At 58.1% G+C, this 15,187-nt stretch carries 13 protein-coding genes; 9 read left to right on the top strand and 4 right to left on the bottom strand.

Going from position 1 to position 15,187, the window contains the following annotated elements; translation table 11 throughout:
• The first annotated feature begins 22 nt into the window (after positions 1 to 22).
• The 3 genes from VN622_16870 (at position 23) to VN622_16860 (ending at position 4,901) form a co-directional block, all read left to right on the top strand.
• Complete coding sequence (locus VN622_16870; GenBank protein HWR37537.1) at positions 23 to 520, top strand: TlpA disulfide reductase family protein; 498 nt, start codon at positions 23 to 25, stop codon at positions 518 to 520.
• A 184-nt stretch (positions 521 to 704) separates the two neighbouring features.
• The gene (locus VN622_16865) at positions 705 to 2,408 is read left to right on the top strand and encodes a M28 family peptidase (GenBank protein HWR37536.1); all 1,704 of its coding nucleotides are present in this window, start codon (positions 705 to 707) and stop codon (positions 2,406 to 2,408) included.
• Positions 2,409 to 2,645: 237 nt separating this feature from the next.
• Positions 2,646 to 4,901: a hypothetical protein gene (locus VN622_16860; GenBank protein ID HWR37535.1), complete on the top strand. Its 2,256-nt coding sequence runs from the start codon at positions 2,646 to 2,648 to the stop codon at positions 4,899 to 4,901.
• A 99-nt stretch (positions 4,902 to 5,000) separates the two neighbouring features.
• Here VN622_16860 and VN622_16855 read toward each other — a convergent pair whose 3' ends face one another.
• Positions 5,001 to 6,770: a TonB family protein gene (locus tag VN622_16855; GenBank protein HWR37534.1), complete on the bottom strand. Its 1,770-nt coding sequence runs from the start codon at positions 6,768 to 6,770 to the stop codon at positions 5,001 to 5,003.
• A 120-nt stretch (positions 6,771 to 6,890) separates the two neighbouring features.
• Between VN622_16855 and VN622_16850 the strand changes: the two genes are divergently transcribed.
• Positions 6,891 to 7,448 (top strand): hypothetical protein, encoded by a 558-nt coding sequence (locus VN622_16850; GenBank protein HWR37533.1) that lies wholly within the window; start codon positions 6,891 to 6,893, stop codon positions 7,446 to 7,448.
• A gap of 80 nt (positions 7,449 to 7,528) precedes the next feature.
• Here the strand turns inward: VN622_16850 and VN622_16845 are convergent, their stop codons facing one another.
• Both VN622_16845 and VN622_16840 read right to left on the bottom strand, forming a co-directional pair.
• Positions 7,529 to 7,927, bottom strand: coding sequence for a hypothetical protein (locus VN622_16845; protein HWR37532.1), 399 nt, complete (start codon positions 7,925 to 7,927; stop codon positions 7,529 to 7,531).
• A 66-nt stretch (positions 7,928 to 7,993) separates the two neighbouring features.
• A complete protein-coding gene (locus VN622_16840) occupies positions 7,994 to 8,782 on the bottom strand; it encodes an SRPBCC family protein (GenBank protein HWR37531.1) in 789 nt (262 codons plus the stop codon).
• A 247-nt stretch (positions 8,783 to 9,029) separates the two neighbouring features.
• Between VN622_16840 and VN622_16835 the strand changes: the two genes are divergently transcribed.
• From VN622_16835 to VN622_16815, 5 genes are all read left to right on the top strand, one after another.
• On the top strand, positions 9,030 to 9,698 hold the full coding sequence (locus VN622_16835; protein ID HWR37530.1) for a DUF4142 domain-containing protein: 669 nt from the start codon (positions 9,030 to 9,032) through the stop codon (positions 9,696 to 9,698).
• Positions 9,682 to 10,284: a DUF1440 domain-containing protein gene (locus VN622_16830; GenBank protein HWR37529.1), complete on the top strand. Its 603-nt coding sequence runs from the start codon at positions 9,682 to 9,684 to the stop codon at positions 10,282 to 10,284. Before VN622_16835 ends, VN622_16830 begins: the two co-directional genes overlap by 17 nt.
• 17 nt (positions 10,285 to 10,301) lie before the next feature.
• Positions 10,302 to 11,063 (top strand): DUF72 domain-containing protein, encoded by a 762-nt coding sequence (locus tag VN622_16825; GenBank protein HWR37528.1) that lies wholly within the window; start codon positions 10,302 to 10,304, stop codon positions 11,061 to 11,063.
• A 14-nt stretch (positions 11,064 to 11,077) separates the two neighbouring features.
• Positions 11,078 to 13,408, top strand: a complete 2,331-nt coding sequence (locus VN622_16820) for a glycogen debranching N-terminal domain-containing protein (GenBank protein ID HWR37527.1) — start codon at positions 11,078 to 11,080, stop codon at positions 13,406 to 13,408.
• A gap of 93 nt (positions 13,409 to 13,501) precedes the next feature.
• Positions 13,502 to 14,494, top strand: a complete 993-nt coding sequence (locus VN622_16815) for an SDR family oxidoreductase (GenBank protein HWR37526.1) — start codon at positions 13,502 to 13,504, stop codon at positions 14,492 to 14,494.
• 117 nt (positions 14,495 to 14,611) lie between these two features.
• On the opposite strand, the gene VN622_16810 is transcribed toward VN622_16815, so the two are convergent.
• Positions 14,612 to 15,148, bottom strand: a complete 537-nt coding sequence (locus tag VN622_16810) for a ferritin family protein (protein ID HWR37525.1) — start codon at positions 15,146 to 15,148, stop codon at positions 14,612 to 14,614.
• Between the last annotated feature and the right edge of the window lie 39 nt (positions 15,149 to 15,187).

Here is a 15,187-nt window from a genome sequence, read left to right as displayed (position 1 = left end):
ACCTTTGATGAGGAGTTGACGAATGGCTGCACTCCCTCCAGGGGTTCTGGCCCCGGACTTCAAACTTCCCACGATGGATGGCACCGAGTTTTCCCTCACCGAGGCGCTTCGCACTGGCCCCGTGATCCTGGCGTTTTTCAAGATCAGTTGTCCCGTGTGCCAGTACGCGTTTCCGCTCTACGAGCGCCTGGCTCGGCAACTCAAGGGGACGGGCGTCGGCGTAATCGGCGTGTCGCAGGACAGCCTCGAAGACACTGCGAGTTTCATGCGTGAGTTTGGCATTACGTTCACCGTCGCGCTCGATGACACGACAAGCTACAAAGTTTCGAACGGCTATGGCCTGACGAATGTCCCGACAATGTTTGAGATATCGCCCGATGGTCAAGTGGAAGCCACGGTTGTAGGCTGGTCGCGTAGCGACGTCGAAGCGCTTCATCGGAAATATGTAAATGCGGATGATGCGCTGACAGTTCCGCTGTTCCAGGCGAGTGAGCGGTTAGAAAATTTCAAAGCTGGTTGAGGCTCCAAGAACTGATCCGCAGTTTGCGGATCGAACAAGACCGCCAGTCATTTGCACGCCAGCTCGTGACCGTTTTCTACCCGTCAGAACAGGTCTGGCAAACGACGAGCAACGCACTCGAAACGGGCCGCGATAGCGGGTAGAATGTCAGGTCCGTACCTACCAGCCAATTCTCAGGAGTTATATGCGGAGAACACTTGTTGTCCTGCTGTCCGTGCTGTTGTGCGTTGGGGCTGCCTCGGCTCAAAAGACGAAGCGGCATAGTAAGACCAGAGCGAAAGCGCAACCCAAGATTGGATCGCTGCCGGTCGGCGCTGCAGCCGCCATGCAAAGCGTCAGCGCGGACCGTATTCGTGCCGACGTGCGCTTTCTCTCAAGCGACCTGCTTGAGGGACGTGGCACGGGCGCGCGCGGCGGTGATCTTGCGGCGCAATACATTGCCACACAGTTTGCGCTGGCTGGGTTGAAGCCGGCTGGCGATGACGGCGGCTTCCTGCAGAAAGTTCCGATGGTTGGCGTCTCGACGAAGCCGGAGAGTACGTTGGAGATCTCGACCGGCAAGGGCGAGCCGATGAAGTTACGGCTGCTGGAAGACATGGTGCTGATGAACGAATCACAGCTGCCCACTGCCGACGTGAGTGGGGACGTAGTGTTCGTTGGGTACGGCATCACGGCTCCCGAATACAACTGGGACGACTATGCCGGTATCAACGTGAAGGGCAAGGTACTGCTCATGTTCGTCAATGAGCCGCCCTCGCAGAATGAGAACTTCTTCAAGGGAAAGGCGCTCACGTACTACGGCCGCTGGACGTACAAATTCGAGCACGCGGCGGAAATGGGCGCAGCCGGCGTCATCCTCGTGCACAAGGCGGACATGGCGAGCTATGGATGGAATGTGGTCCGCAATTCGTGGTCGGGCGAGCGTTCATCATTGCGCGATGATCCCAGCCCGAAACTGCCGATGTCGTCGTGGATACAACTGGAGCTGGCGCGAAAAGTTCTGGCCGATGCAGGACAGGACCTGGACAAGTTGCTGCAGGCGGCCGGGCAGCCGGGATTTAAGCCGATTCCTCTTCCAGTTAAAGTGACGGCGCATATTGTGAGCAGCGTGCGGCCGTTCGAGTCGCAGAACGTGGTTGGCGTGCTCGAAGGCTCTGATCCCGAGTTGAAGAAAGAAGGGGTCATCTACACGGCGCATTACGATCACCTTGGCATTCGTCCAGATATCCCGGGAGACAACATCTATAACGGCGCGCTCGATAACGCGACCGGAACGGCGATGATTATCGAAATGGCGCGCGCAGCCGCCACGTCGCAAAAGAAGCCGAAGCGCTCGTTGTACTTCGCCGCGGTGACGGCGGAAGAACAGGGATTGTGTGGCTCGGAGTACCTCGGTAAGCATCCGCCAATCCCGGCGGACCGCATCAGCCTGAACCTGAATTTCGATTCGATCGCACCGCTCGGAATACCCAAGCAGGTATCTGCCGGAGGGTACGATCGCACAAACTTCGCTCCCATCTTCGACAAGACAGCCTCAGATTTCGGATTCAAGATCCTTGCACCGGGACGTCCCGAAGCTGGTGGCTACTATCGTTCGGACCACTTCAGCTTTGCGCGCGTGGGCGTACCAGCCTTCTCCGTGAATACGGGTGAGAAGTATGAAGGCCAGCCCGAGGAGTGGGTGAACGCTCGCCGGCAGGAGATGGGCAAGAACTATCATGAGCCGAATGACGAGTTCCGCGACGACTTCGACTATCGTGCCGATGCCGTGATGGCGCGTTTCGGTTTGGCGCTCGGATACAAGGCTGCCGAACTTCCCACGATGGTGCAGTGGAAGAGTGGGGATGAGTTCGAAGCTAAACGCAAGCCACAGGTCGGCAGCAAGTAGTCAAATGCATGGAGCCGGTGGGCGGCAAAGGAAAGATACCTTTGCCGCCCTTGTTGTTTGACGAATACTTGCGAATGACGAGGCAATCGATTCCTTGGTAACTTGGCGATGCGGTTCCGCGGTGGTAACGTCCGGTGAGAGCGTAACTGGATTCTGGGATGGTTCTTCTGTGGTAGAGTCACGCGCATGGAACCGATAACACCGCACGGAAGCGAAGGCTAGCGCTCGTAAACCGATATGGCTCGTTTCTCATTCTTCGAACGCGTCGATATATCCGAAGTCGCGAAGCAGGCGAACCTCGCCTCGTATACGCCCGAGATCGCGCTCGAAGGGCTGGTCACAGGGGTTGATAATCTCCGAACCGATGTATACCTAAGTCCCAGGTTCGCAGAGATGGCTCGTGCGCACATCGCGCGACTGATCGTCCAGTACGGCAATGTCGAAGACCTGGTGCAGGAAGATCCGCTGGTGCGCGTACCGCAGCCTCGCGTCTCCAACTTTGTGGGCAGGGCACAAGGCCCGCCGCAACCAATCCCAGCCAAGCCACTCGACTCCGGAGCGGAATTCAAGCGTGGACTGGTCGAACTGCAACTTTCCGCACTGAATCAGGCGAAGGCCCAGGGCAATATCGCGATCGATCTTTTGGCGCGCGTAGCCGTACTGAAGATGCTCCGGAACGAGTTGGCTGCGCAATTCCTGCAGGTGTTAGAGCGCTGCCGCGCCAAGCTGAAATCGTACGAGGGGCCGCGGACGTCTCCAAAGGGAATTGAGTTGCGCGACCGTTTTCTAAAACTCCAGGTCGCGAAGAAGATAGTCCTGCGCAAGGCCGGGCAGGACCTCTTCGAGACTTTACGAGAGGTGGAAAAGGAATCACTGCTGCGTATGCGTCGCTCGCTGTTCGGGGACGTGAGCACCGGCACCTACGAACTGTTTCTCAACCGGTTGCTCTTCACCGATGACGGACGCGACGATTATCTCAACGCCGAGCAGTACGTCATGCTTGGTAATTACGAGCGCGATCCCGACCGGTTTCAACTCATGCTGGAAATCGCCACCGGGTTCCTGCAAGCGCTGGAGCTTACGAATGGCAGCGACGCCGATTCGGCAATCGATGGGTTGCTGAGCGTGCCAGAGAATGCGCAGGAACTGGTGGGTAGCGGCGTCCCCGAGGACGGTACACCACGGGGAAAAGGACAACGTGCACTCCTGGTGGCATGGTTGCAGGAACTTGAGCGAGCCGACGTCATCGCGCACGTGATTGCAAGCTACGAAGTCAGCCCGCTGCTTGGGGAGTATTCTCCGCTGATCAATCCGCAACAGTTGAAGAACGCGCTGATCTCGCGTACCGAGCGCAAACGGGTGGAGCAGTTGCTGGACGAGCACGGCAAAGTCTCGCCGGAAAAGTTGCAGGCGGCGGTCAAGCGAGTGGAAGCCTACGGCGGAGCGGACCGGGCGAAGTTTGCGGGCAGGTTCCTTTCCGACTTCATGCGCTACCACCGCGACTTGCGCAGGCTGGAAGCGCTGAACTCGGCGAGCGATTCGGTCAACGTCATTGCCAATGAGAAGCTGCGCGAGCTCTCGTCCATCAACAGCACTCTCTACGAGTTCCTGTTGCCGGAGGAACAGAAGCCGGCAGAAGACAAAGTCATCGACCATATCATCTTGAAGGCCGACATTCGCGATTCAACAATGCTCACGCGCACGTTGTACGAACGCGGTTTGAATCCGGCGTCGTACTTCAGCCTGAACTTCTACGAGCCGATCAACAAATTACTGCCCAAGTATGGCGCGTCGAAGGTATTCATCGAGGGTGATGCGGTCATCCTCGCCATGTTCGAGCGTGAGGGCGAGCAGAACTTCGGGGTCGCGCGCACGTGCATGCTGGCGCGCGAGATGATCGACGTCGTGCGCGGCTACAACGAACAGTCGCAGAAGTCCGGCCTGCCCGTGCTGGAACTTGGGCTCGGCATCTGTTACCAGGATTCTCCGCCGATGTACCTGATGGACGGATCGAGCCGCATCATGATCTCCAAGGCGCTGAATGAAAGCGACCGGCTGTCGTCGTGCAGCAAAGGTGCGCGGAAGTATCTTGCGAACGCAGGCAGCCTGTTCAACGTGTTCTCGTTCCAGACCGTCGACGATGCCGACACCGCTGGGATTCCGGAAGAGTTCCTGCTGCGCTACAACATTGGCGGCATACACATTAACGCAGCGGCGTTCACCAAGCTGCAGCAGGAAATCTCGCTCGAGACACGCGATGTGTTGTTGCCAATGCTCTGGGGCCAAGAGCGGGTTCGGCTCTACAGCGGACTCGTACCGTTGGGATCTGGCGTATTCCATCCCATCGTGGTACGCGAAGCGAGGGTTGCGCATATCGACGCGCGCGATTTCGCCGTGAAGGATTGGACTGACCGCAAGTACTACGAAGTATGCGCAAACACAGCAGTGTATGACTTGGTGCGAGCGGCCGCCCGTTCCGGTTCGACTTCTTAGAGACTGACCCTCATCGAGAATCTAGCTTCTGCTAACGATGTTCATTTAAGTGCGACGCTGTAACAGCCTGCGCTACGCAGCTTTTCCATGCGGGCCTGATTAGAAAGACGCTCGGCGGGCGCGGAAGGGAATCTGCACAACGGCTTCGATATCGACGGGTTCGCCGTGCTTTGTCCCGGGCCGAAAATGCCACCGGGCGAGAGCCTTCATGGCATTCTCGTCCAGACGCTGGTCAACGCTGTTGAGCACGCGCATGTCTGTAACCGTGCCATCCGCATGAATGATGGCGTAAAGCACGACCGTACCTTCGATTCGATCGCGAATCAGGTCGGGAGGATATGCAGGATCGGACTTGGTGAGGGCGACGGGCGCGCTCAGGTCAGACTGGTCGCGGGTCGGCCTAAGTTCGGCGAAACGGATGATCCAGGTTCCGGACGCCGAGGAGAGGTTTGGCATGTTCAGCGTGAGCGAGTAGTACTTTTTTCCGTTGAAAACCTTGTCTTCAATTCTGCGATCCGCTTTGGGAGTGGTGCCTGGCAGAGGCTGTCGTCCAATGTCAGGCATGCGTGCCGCTGCGATTAGTTTGTCGCGCAAGGAGGTGGAAGGCGCCTGCGCATTCGACAAAGGAACGTCTCCAGCAACTGGTCCCGTGACAGTTCCTGCGGGTGGCTTGCCAACGCTGATGCCCGCGGGCACGTCGCTCGGGTTCGAGCCGGTGCCATTCCCCGCCGTCGATGTGCCACCGCTGCCTTTTTCGAGCGCGCCGCCAACAATGTTCGGCGTTCCGGGCGCTCCGGGCTTGCCTTCGGGGCCGACGGCGAAAACTCCGTGACGATTACCGGCGGGCACTTCGATGGGACCTGTCGGCTGGCCCGGTTGAACGCTTAACGCGATAAGTTGGCCGGCGGCGCGCGTGCCTGCAAGTCCGTGCAGACTTGGGCTGGCGGGAACCGCCGTTGCGCTTGCCTTTGCGCCGACATCCGGTGGCGGTGCCGCGCCGGTCGCGCGCTGCTCATTAACCGCGAGCCTAGGCTCCGCGATCTTGGCGGTGAGGCGCGCCATGTTGAACTGGCCGGTGCGACGCTTGATCTCATCTGTTGAGGGCGGCGGTTCCACGGCAGACGGCTGCATGCTCGTCGAAAGTTTGCGCACGCTGGAGATTGGGTCCGGCGCGGGCGCGATAACGTCTGTCGGAAGATACAAAGAGCGGGGCGAGTTAGGCACGGCATCGGGTGCCGGTCCGACAACATCGGGGGTAAGCTTCGGCAGTCTATGCTCGGAGACATCGCGTGGCGCCACTGGTTGCGCAGCCAGCACGGGCGTGGAGATTATGACATTCGGTAGCGCTATGTCCCGCGTCAACTTCACTGGCATGGGCGTGACAATGGTCTGACGCGAGTTGTCGGGCTCTGGCGGGACGGAGATGATTTGCTGGCGCGCGTGCTCAGGCTCGCCGCGACGCGCGATCTGCGCTGGCTTGCCAGGGCTCTCAATAGGCGGTAAATACTCGGACACGGGATAATAAGAAATTGTCGCGTGGTCGAAGGGGTTGAGAACCGCTTGTGGCTGGCGCTGCCGAAAAAGCGCCGATACCGAAATTCCGTAAAGCGCAATGACCACAAGTGTGTGAATAATTACCGAGTCAAACAGTCCACGACGCGGCAGAGGCGATGGCACGAAAACATCTGGCCAGAACTCCGCCGGCGAACAGGTGAGTTCGAAAGGCGGCTGTTTACGCCTGAGTAGAAGATCCCGAAGATTCGTCAGGAACACGCGAGGCCATGACTCGATGACAGGAAGTAGCCCGGGGCCATCGTGCGGCGACGGAGTTTCCGCGAGTTCGTGAGGGACAAGAATGCTGTACGGCATTGCACCGGGCCCACAACAGCGGTGGCTGATTATATCTGAGTAAACGGACGAACCGTCCAAAACTGCTCGGCCACTTTCGGGGGCAGTATGGATTCAAGTTATACTTTCACGGATACTCACATGAGAAAAAAAGTTTTGGTGTCGCTCGTGATGGCGGGTTGCACGGCCGGGTGGAGCTTGCTCGCCGTTGGAGTCGAGGTTCAGGCTGCATCTCGTGAGCAGAAGAACGGTCCGGCTCAGGAACAGAAACAGCCTCCAGCACAGAATCCAGCAGGCGCTGCGAGGGAGCAGAGCGCGGCCGAAGATATCTCGGGCATGTATTCGTTTCTGCGCGATGGCGAATTCGTACAGATCAATATAGAAGAAGGAAACGTGGTCACCGGATTCGTGTCGCGTTATGGCGACACTGGGAGTGACAAAGACACGTTCCTCGACCAGTTCTTCAGCAAGGCATCGCTTGTGGGCGACAAGCTGACCTGGGTGACGAAACCGATCCACGATGTGTGGTTCGAGTTCGACGGCGCTGTCGAACATCCTTCGGGGAAGACGCAGGCCCAAGAGGGCTTCGTGGTGCTTAAAGGTAAGCTGACTCAACACAGCATTAGCGTGGACAAGCAACCATTAGCGAAGTCACGCGAGGTAGAACTGAAATCGTTTCCGCAGGAACTCGACCAATAGTTCGCGGAATTTTGCCTGAAAAAACGACTGCGAAGGTTTAACCTTCACAGTCGTTTCTGCGTGGGAGTGTCGGCGCTACCTTATTTGTGTTGGGATTTGTGTTGGGCCATTTCGCCGGCCTGCTTGCTCTTACGCATCTCTTTCACGCTGGCGATGGTCAGAGACTTATCGGATTCGTGAATCGCCGCTTTCACTTTCACGTGCTTGCCATCAAGCGGTTTCAAAACGTCGGGGTTTTGAACGCTCCAAGTCTGCTTATCCTTGTCGTTCACAAAGGTAACCTTGTCACCTTCGCTTTTTACCCACCCGGTAAGCCTCATCTCCTTATTCTTTGCCGCTGCGCTTGCCTCCTGCTTTTCAGCTTTTGCAACCTTCTTGCCGGACTTGTCGGTTGCGCCACCGGCGGCCTGATTCTGTGCAGCAGCGGAGAAGGCGAACGTCAACACGAGCGCCAGGATGGTGATCACAATCTTTCTCATACGTTTCTCCTGCAAACTTCGATTGAGTTGACGATGCGACGCGGCTTGTCTAGATAGATGCAAGTCTCAAAATCGGAGCAGCCTCCCAACCGGCAGGGGTCCAAAAAACGGGTTGAGACTTCGGCTCGGCAATTGTGAATCGACGCCCCGCGAAGCGTTATCGCTTCGCGTCGGGAGGGCGCGTGTACTCGACGGGAACCGAAGGTGAGCCGTAGCGCGCATTTTGATTTTCCGTGAGCAACTCCGGACCCGGCCCATATGTGCAGTTGCCTGCGAGGGCTGCCTGTCGGTTGAACCGGAACTGCTGCCGCCTGCCAGGGGTCTAGTCACGTTTTCCTGTCCTTTGCCTTCGAGTGCGGCCTTGAAGTCCCGAACTGCCTGGTCGATGCGACCTTCGATTCTGCCTGACATGGCAGAGAAGAAGGGGCGAAGCATCCGCGCGGGCGGCGCGTAGTTCATGACCACATTCATGAGAGTGTCATTGCCGATGGGGGAGAAGCTTATGCGGCCGGTGTTCTTGGCGCCAGCCACAGATTTCCATCCGATGGCTTCATTAGGGATGAGTTGTGTTATCTCGGCGTCCCATTCGAAGGGTTTCCCGTCCAGGTTAATGACCCAGTGGGAGCGGTCGCCAGAGCGAGTGACGCTCTGGATCAAGCTCGAATATTGCGGCAAACGGCTGTAATCCGACCAGGCGTCAAAGACCTCGTGTACGGGACGTCCTATCTGAACCGCTTTCTCGAAGCGAATGATGCGGCTTTTGCCACCGCGTCCGATGAAGCTGACGGCCCAAAGAGTTCCAAGCCCGGCGGCAGCGCCCGCTGCGAACCCGCCCCAAAAAACCTTCGTTGCCATGCGTTTCTCCTTTTAAGTGCTGGCGCGAACAGAGGGTTATCACGGTGGTTGGAACCGGCGGGTAGAGGTTTAGTTGCCACTGAGCATGGCGCGAACTGGCGAGTTCGCCTGATGACAAATCAGACACTCTGGTTGACTAAGCAACTTCGCAGCGTCCGTGGGAGTCCTAGGTATACAGCCGCTTCGTTTCTCGATCCAATCGTCAAGGAGACTTGAGATGCACGCTGTGAATGTTCGACGTTTGCTCATGCATTCGATGGTATTAGCCGTGATGCTCTGCCTTGGGTTGTTCGGATACGCGCAGGAAACGCAGGGTAGCAGCACCACCGGAGACAAGGGCGCGAAAGCACAAGAGAACAAGGCGCAGTCCAGTGACATGGACAAGGCGGCCGCCAAGCCCACGGGTGCAAAGGCCGGGAGCATGGATAAGAGGTTCGTGATGGAAGCGGCTCAGGGCGGCCTCTCGGAGGTCGCACTCGGCACACTGGCACAACAGAAGGCTTCGAAGGACGAAGTGAAGCAGTTTGGTCAGCGCATGGTCACCGACCACACCAAGGCGAACGATGAACTCAAGAGCCTGGCCCAACAGAAGAACTGGACACTGCCTACCGAGCCCAGCGCAAAACAGAAAGCGGAGCAGCAGAGGTTAGAGAAACTTTCTGGCGACGCTTTCGACAAGGCTTACATGCATCACATGGTCACTGATCACACGAAAGACGTCGCCGAGTTCCGCAGGGCTTCGAAATCGGCGAGCGATTCGGACCTGAAGTCGTGGGCAGGAACGACGCTGCCGACACTGGAAGATCACCTGAAGCAGGCCACGCAGGTAGCAGGTACGACCGGCGGAACGATGGCGAGCAAAAAGTCTGAGAAGGCTAAGTCGGAAGCGAAGACCAGTGATGCGCAACCACACTAATGCTGACGCAAAAGCGATAGCAAAAGGATTGGCGGCGGGTCTGCTTGGAGGGCTCGTCGCTTCTTTTGCGATGAACATGCTCATGAGCGTCGCTGCTCGTGGCACAAATGCGAAGCGCGAAGGCATGTGGAACGATCCGCAGCGCGACAAGCAATTAATGCGGGAACGAGTAACGTATTTCCAGCAGTTGGCGGACCCAACAGGAGAAGCATCGCAACGCGCATGGTGGAAGATTTCCGGGCATGAACTGACGCCTGAGCAGCGGCGGAAGGCCGGTCCTGTAGTGCATTATGCGTTCGGAGCGCTGCTGGGCGCGGCGTACGGAGCGGCGGCGGAAGTCGCTCCCATGATGACGAAAGGAATGGGCGCCCCTTTCGGCGTGGCGGTCTGGGCCGTGGGCGATGAGATTGCGGTCCCGGCGCTCGGACTTTCACCCTGGCCGACTGAGGTCCCGGCGGAAGCGCACGCGGCAATGTTCGCGTCTCACGTGTTATACGGCGCAAGCCTGGAGGGAGTGCGCCGGATGCTGCGCCGCAAACCATCCCAGCGGTACGCGTTTTCCGCAAATATCGGGCGGGTCGCATAAATTCGTAACCGGACGAAATGATGGGAGAGATTTGGATAGGGACATCGGGCTGGCACTACAAGCACTGGCTTGGCAACTTCTATCCGGAAAAGATGGCTGGCTCGAAAATGCTGGAGTTTTACATGCAGCACTTCGACACCGTCGAGTTGAACAACAGTTTCTACAAGCTTCCCAAGACCGATACGTTTGTGTGCTGGCGCGATGCCACGCCAAGCAAATTCCTTTTCGCGGTGAAAGCCAGTCGCTTCATCACACATAACAAGAAGTTGAAGGATCCGCAGAACGCGCTCGGCAACTTTCTGCCGCGCGCAGAAGTATTGGGTCCGAAGCTCGGGCCGATTCTTTTCCAGCTTCCGCCGCGGTGGAAGCTGAACCTGGAAAGACTGGAGGAGTTTCTGTCCGAATTGCCGAGCTACCACCGCTACAGCTTTGAATTCCGTGAGCCGTCTTGGAATGAACAGAGAGTCTACGAGTTGCTGCAGAAGTCGAATGCGGCGTACTGCATCTATGAACTGGCTGGCTTTCATACGCCAATGCATATCACTGCGGACTGGGCATACGTGCGACTGCACGGGCCTGGAGGGAAGTACCAGGGCAGCTACGAACATGCGAAGCTGCGCGAATGGGCCGACCGCATCGTTAACTGGAGCAGAAAAATGAGAGCGGTGTTCGTCTACTTCGATAACGATCAGGCAGGTTACGCCGCGCAGAACGCGCTTGAGTTGAAGCGCCTCGTGGGACAGGCGACCGTGCAACGCGGTCGCGAGGAGGCGGCGTAAATGAGAAGCGGCGCATGATCGAGAACCGGCGCTTCAACCTCATCCGCTTGCATCCGCGTTCCGACTCCGGTTACGTAAGTCAGAACAGGACGGTGATGGCAACGGGACTGGACGGTTTCATTCGTCCGGACCCCGACCAGGGGCTGTTTGTACACCAGACGCGGATGCTGTCCTGCTATCGCTACAAGGTCAATGGCAAAGAGCCAATGTCGGTGGCGCTGTCGAACGTTGAACAACATTCGTGGATGGGCTACTACATACAGGCTCGGCCCGGGCGCGAGCAGGACAGCAATCCCGATCGCGGCAGTGGCCAGGTACAGCCCATCTCGGAGGAAACGATCGAACTGCGACTGTCGCGTTTCGTCGGATTGGGCGTGCATGAAGACGTGGAGCTGACGAACTTCTCGCAAGTGGAAGTAGAGTTCGAACTGGTGCTCGAGTGCGATGGCGACTTTCTGGATCAACTGGAAAGTTCAGAGAGCCGCCAGCAATGCGGTGAACTGCTTCGCGAGTGGAGACGCGCAGACGATGGCGCTCATGAGTTGCGCTTCGACTATCGCGCGCAACACCACTTCGACCACCAGGGCAACATCGGCGATGCCACCATGCACCGCGGACTCGCCGTTCGCATTGCGCGCAGTGACGCAGAGCCGGGTTACGAGGGCGGGCAGATACGTTTTCCCATAAAGATTGGGCCGCTGCAGCATTGGAACGCCTGCATAGAACTTGTTCCGTACATAGAGGGCGAAGCGATGCCTTCGCTGTATGAGTGTGCTGCATTTGGAGGAGAGGAAAACCTGCTTGACCGGCGTCGTGAGTTGTTCTTTGCCGAGTCCACGCACTTCAGCACAATCGAGAGCGATACGCTGGCGCACGTGGTATCGACAGCGTGCGAACAGGCAAAGCGCGACCTCGCGGCACTTCGCCTGTATGACATGGACCGTAGCCCGCGCGAATGGACGATGGCGGCTGGGTTGCCGCTTTACATCGCGCTCTTCGGCCGCGACACGCTGACCGCTTCGTGGGAAGCGGCGTCGGTCAGCGCGTCGATGATGGTAGGCGCTCTGGCCGAGTTGCCGAAGACACAAGGCACGACCGTCAACGACTGGCTCGATGAAGAACCCGGACGCATGATCCACGAAGCGCACACTGGCCCACTCGCAACCCTGCGCTACAACCCTCGCGTGCGCTACTACGGTTCGGCCACGACCAGCAAATTCTATCCGGTCGCACTGGCGGAGCTCTGGCACTGGACGGGCGACAAGGCGCTCGTCCAGCCGTTCATCGAGCCGGCTATGAAGTGCCTGCAATGGATGGACGAATATGCCGACTTCGACCGCGACGGTTTTTACGAATACCGGACGCACTCCGAGCAGGGGACGATTCACCAGGGGTGGAAAGACTCTCGCGACGCCATAGTGTGGGCTGATGGCTCGCAAGTGTCGCCGCCGGTCTCAACGTGCGAGGAGCAGGCATATGCGTATATCGCAAAGCTGCATATGTCTGAGCTGTTGTGGTGGCTGGATCGAAAAGATGAAGCGAGGCAATTGTTCCACCAGGCACAGGAATTCAAGAAGCGATTTAATGAGAGGTTCTGGTGGGAGCAGGAACAGTTCTTCTACATGGGGCTGGGTCCGAAGGATGAACCGATCGACTCCGTGGGGTCGAATGTTGGACACCTGCTTGCGGCGGGCATCGTCGATCACGCGCTGGTGCAGCCAACGGCCAAACGCTTTATGCAGGACGACCTGTTCACGGGTTGGGGGATACGGACGCTCTCCTCGAAGCATCCGGCGTTCAATCCGTACAGCTACCATCGGGGGTCGGTGTGGCCTGTCGAACACGGAACGTTTGCGATCGGCATGATGCGGTTCGGTCTGTACGACTATGTTGAACGGGTATGCAAGGGGATGTTCGAAGCCGCTGGCATGTTCGACTTCGAACGCTTGCCGGAAGTGTTTTCTGGACATCAACGGGATGCGCAGCATCCGTTTCCGGCGTTGTATCCCAAGACCTGCTGGCCGCAGGCGTGGTCGGCTTCTGCGATCTTCGCGATGGTGCAGTCGATGTTGGGCCTTTATCCTTACGCGCCGCTGAAAGTGCTCATCGTGGATCCGCATCTCCCGGAGTGGCTGCCGGAAATCACTCTTCGAAACCTGCACGTGGGCGAAGCAGTTGTGGGTCTGCGCTTTTGGCGTCGTGAGGATGGAGGCAGCGACTACGAGGTGTTGAGCAAGCGCGGAACTCTGCACATCGTACGGCAGCCGAGCCCCTGGTCGACAACCGACGGTTTTGCCGGGCGTATCGTCGATCTGCTCACAAGCTTCTTGCCCCGGCATGTCTGAACTCCTCCCCCTTGCTGGCGCAACCTTCCGGTGGACAGCGTGATCTTCCGCCGAAACATCTATGTGCACATTCGAAATACTCGGGGAGCAGCCATGGCTAGAAAATCAGCAGGAAGTACTCGTGGAGCGAACGCGCTGAAGGAGAGCGCGGCGAAGCAGGCGACCACGGCGAGGAAACAAGCGCGCGTGCATGAGTTCCCAGTCGATGGTGAAATACGCAAGCTGGAAGAACCGCGGCCACCTTATCCCAAACAGATGCAGCCCAGGCCCGGCATTGAGGCAGAGATCGAACCGCGTCCGAAGTACGAGGGCGGGGCTTACAAACCGGCAAGCAAGCTGGAAGGTAAAGTGGCGCTGATAACCGGCGGTGATTCCGGCATCGGGCGGGCCGTGGCTGTGTTCTACGCCAAGGAAGGCGCTGATGTGGCAATCGTGTATTTGCCAGAGGAGCAGCGTGATGCCGAGGAGACGCGCGATGCGGTGGAGGCGGAGGCCCAGAGTTGCTTGCTCATCCCGGGCGACATAACCCAACCGGAGTTCTGCCTGGAGTCTGTCGAGCGCACCGTGGACGAATATGGCAAGCTCGACATTCTGGTGAACAACGCGGCTTCTCAGGAGCACCAGGAAGACATTCAGGAGATCACGGACGAGCAGTTTGACCGCACGTTCAAGACGAATATCTACGGCTACTTTCGGATGGCAAAGGCTGCAATCGCGCATATGAACCCGGGCTCGGCAATCGTAAACTGCGGTTCGATTACAGGATTGCAGGGCAGCAAGAAACTTCTGGATTATTCGGCGACAAAAGGCGCAATCCACGCCTTCACAAAATCACTCGCACAGCAGTTGGTGGAGAGAGGGATTCGCGTCAACTGCGTTTCTCCGGGACCGGTGTGGACGCCGCTCAATGTTGCCGACAAGGAAGCTGAAGACGTAGCCGAGCATGGGAAGCAAACTCCGATGGGGCGGGCGGCACAACCCGAGGAGATAGCTCCGGCATTCGTGTTCTTCGCCTCCGAAGGGGACTCAAGCTACATCACGGGCGAGGTGCTGACGTTGCTAGGCGGGGAAACAACGGCCGCGTAAGCGCTCATTTGCTCGTGCATCGCGCATGAGAACAGGCACGGCGTAATGCCGTGCCTAAGAAAAGCATGGAGTTGCTGATCGGTCAATAGCTGCTGCGACTCAAGACCCGCGACTCAACTACACCGGGCCACTCGATTGCTTCCCATTAGCCTCTGCTCCGGTGAGTCTCTTCTCGAGAAAGGCGACGTGGTCGGCTTCGAATTCGGAGAGTTCGCGATAGAACTTGCGCATCACCGGATCGGCCGCGGTTTCCGAGATTCCGGAGTAAAACCTGCGCGCATTCTGTTCCGCGAAGAGCGCCACATGCAGCGCTCGTTCCCGAGGCGAAGGTCCAAGCGCGGAAGGTTCGGCGCTAAACACGTCGCCATCTTCAAGGTGCGGCACTTCGATCATCTCCTGCAAATCGTCTTCGGTGAGCGCGCAAGCGGAGTTGCCATACCGCTCGGTATAGCGCTGTTGAAGCAACGTACTATGCTGCCGTTCTTCCACCGCCATGTCCCAGAAGACGCCGGCAATTTCCAGTGACTCAAGGTCGCGAAATTCGACGAACATCTCGGCAAAGCGGTGGTAGAGCTCGGCGTTGCGCTCCTCAATGAACACGGCAACATGCAGCGCTTCCTGCGGCGTAAGCGAGGTGAATGAACGCTTGCTCATGTTAGTACCGGTCCCTTCTCCTTATCATTAGACGCCGCT

The sequence above is a fragment of the Clostridia bacterium genome, assembly GCA_035561135.1.
Taxonomy (GTDB): Bacteria; Acidobacteriota; Terriglobia; order Terriglobales; family Acidobacteriaceae; genus DATMYA01.
This window is presented reverse-complemented; position numbering and strand designations above follow the sequence as displayed.

Coding starts and splice junctions, on each gene's coding strand:
- VN622_16870 (HWR37537.1), top strand. CDS start 23: ATGGCTGCACTCCCTCCAGGGGTTCTGGCCCCGGACTTCAAACTTCCC.
- VN622_16865 (HWR37536.1), top strand. CDS start 705: ATGCGGAGAACACTTGTTGTCCTGCTGTCCGTGCTGTTGTGCGTTGGG.
- VN622_16860 (HWR37535.1), top strand. CDS start 2,646: ATGGCTCGTTTCTCATTCTTCGAACGCGTCGATATATCCGAAGTCGCG.
- VN622_16855 (HWR37534.1), bottom strand. CDS start 6,770: ATGCCGTACAGCATTCTTGTCCCTCACGAACTCGCGGAAACTCCGTCG.
- VN622_16850 (HWR37533.1), top strand. CDS start 6,891: ATGAGAAAAAAAGTTTTGGTGTCGCTCGTGATGGCGGGTTGCACGGCC.
- VN622_16845 (HWR37532.1), bottom strand. CDS start 7,927: ATGAGAAAGATTGTGATCACCATCCTGGCGCTCGTGTTGACGTTCGCC.
- VN622_16840 (HWR37531.1), bottom strand. CDS start 8,782: ATGGCAACGAAGGTTTTTTGGGGCGGGTTCGCAGCGGGCGCTGCCGCC.
- VN622_16835 (HWR37530.1), top strand. CDS start 9,030: ATGCATTCGATGGTATTAGCCGTGATGCTCTGCCTTGGGTTGTTCGGA.
- VN622_16830 (HWR37529.1), top strand. CDS start 9,682: ATGCGCAACCACACTAATGCTGACGCAAAAGCGATAGCAAAAGGATTG.
- VN622_16825 (HWR37528.1), top strand. CDS start 10,302: ATGATGGGAGAGATTTGGATAGGGACATCGGGCTGGCACTACAAGCAC.
- VN622_16820 (HWR37527.1), top strand. CDS start 11,078: ATGATCGAGAACCGGCGCTTCAACCTCATCCGCTTGCATCCGCGTTCC.
- VN622_16815 (HWR37526.1), top strand. CDS start 13,502: ATGGCTAGAAAATCAGCAGGAAGTACTCGTGGAGCGAACGCGCTGAAG.
- VN622_16810 (HWR37525.1), bottom strand. CDS start 15,148: ATGAGCAAGCGTTCATTCACCTCGCTTACGCCGCAGGAAGCGCTGCAT.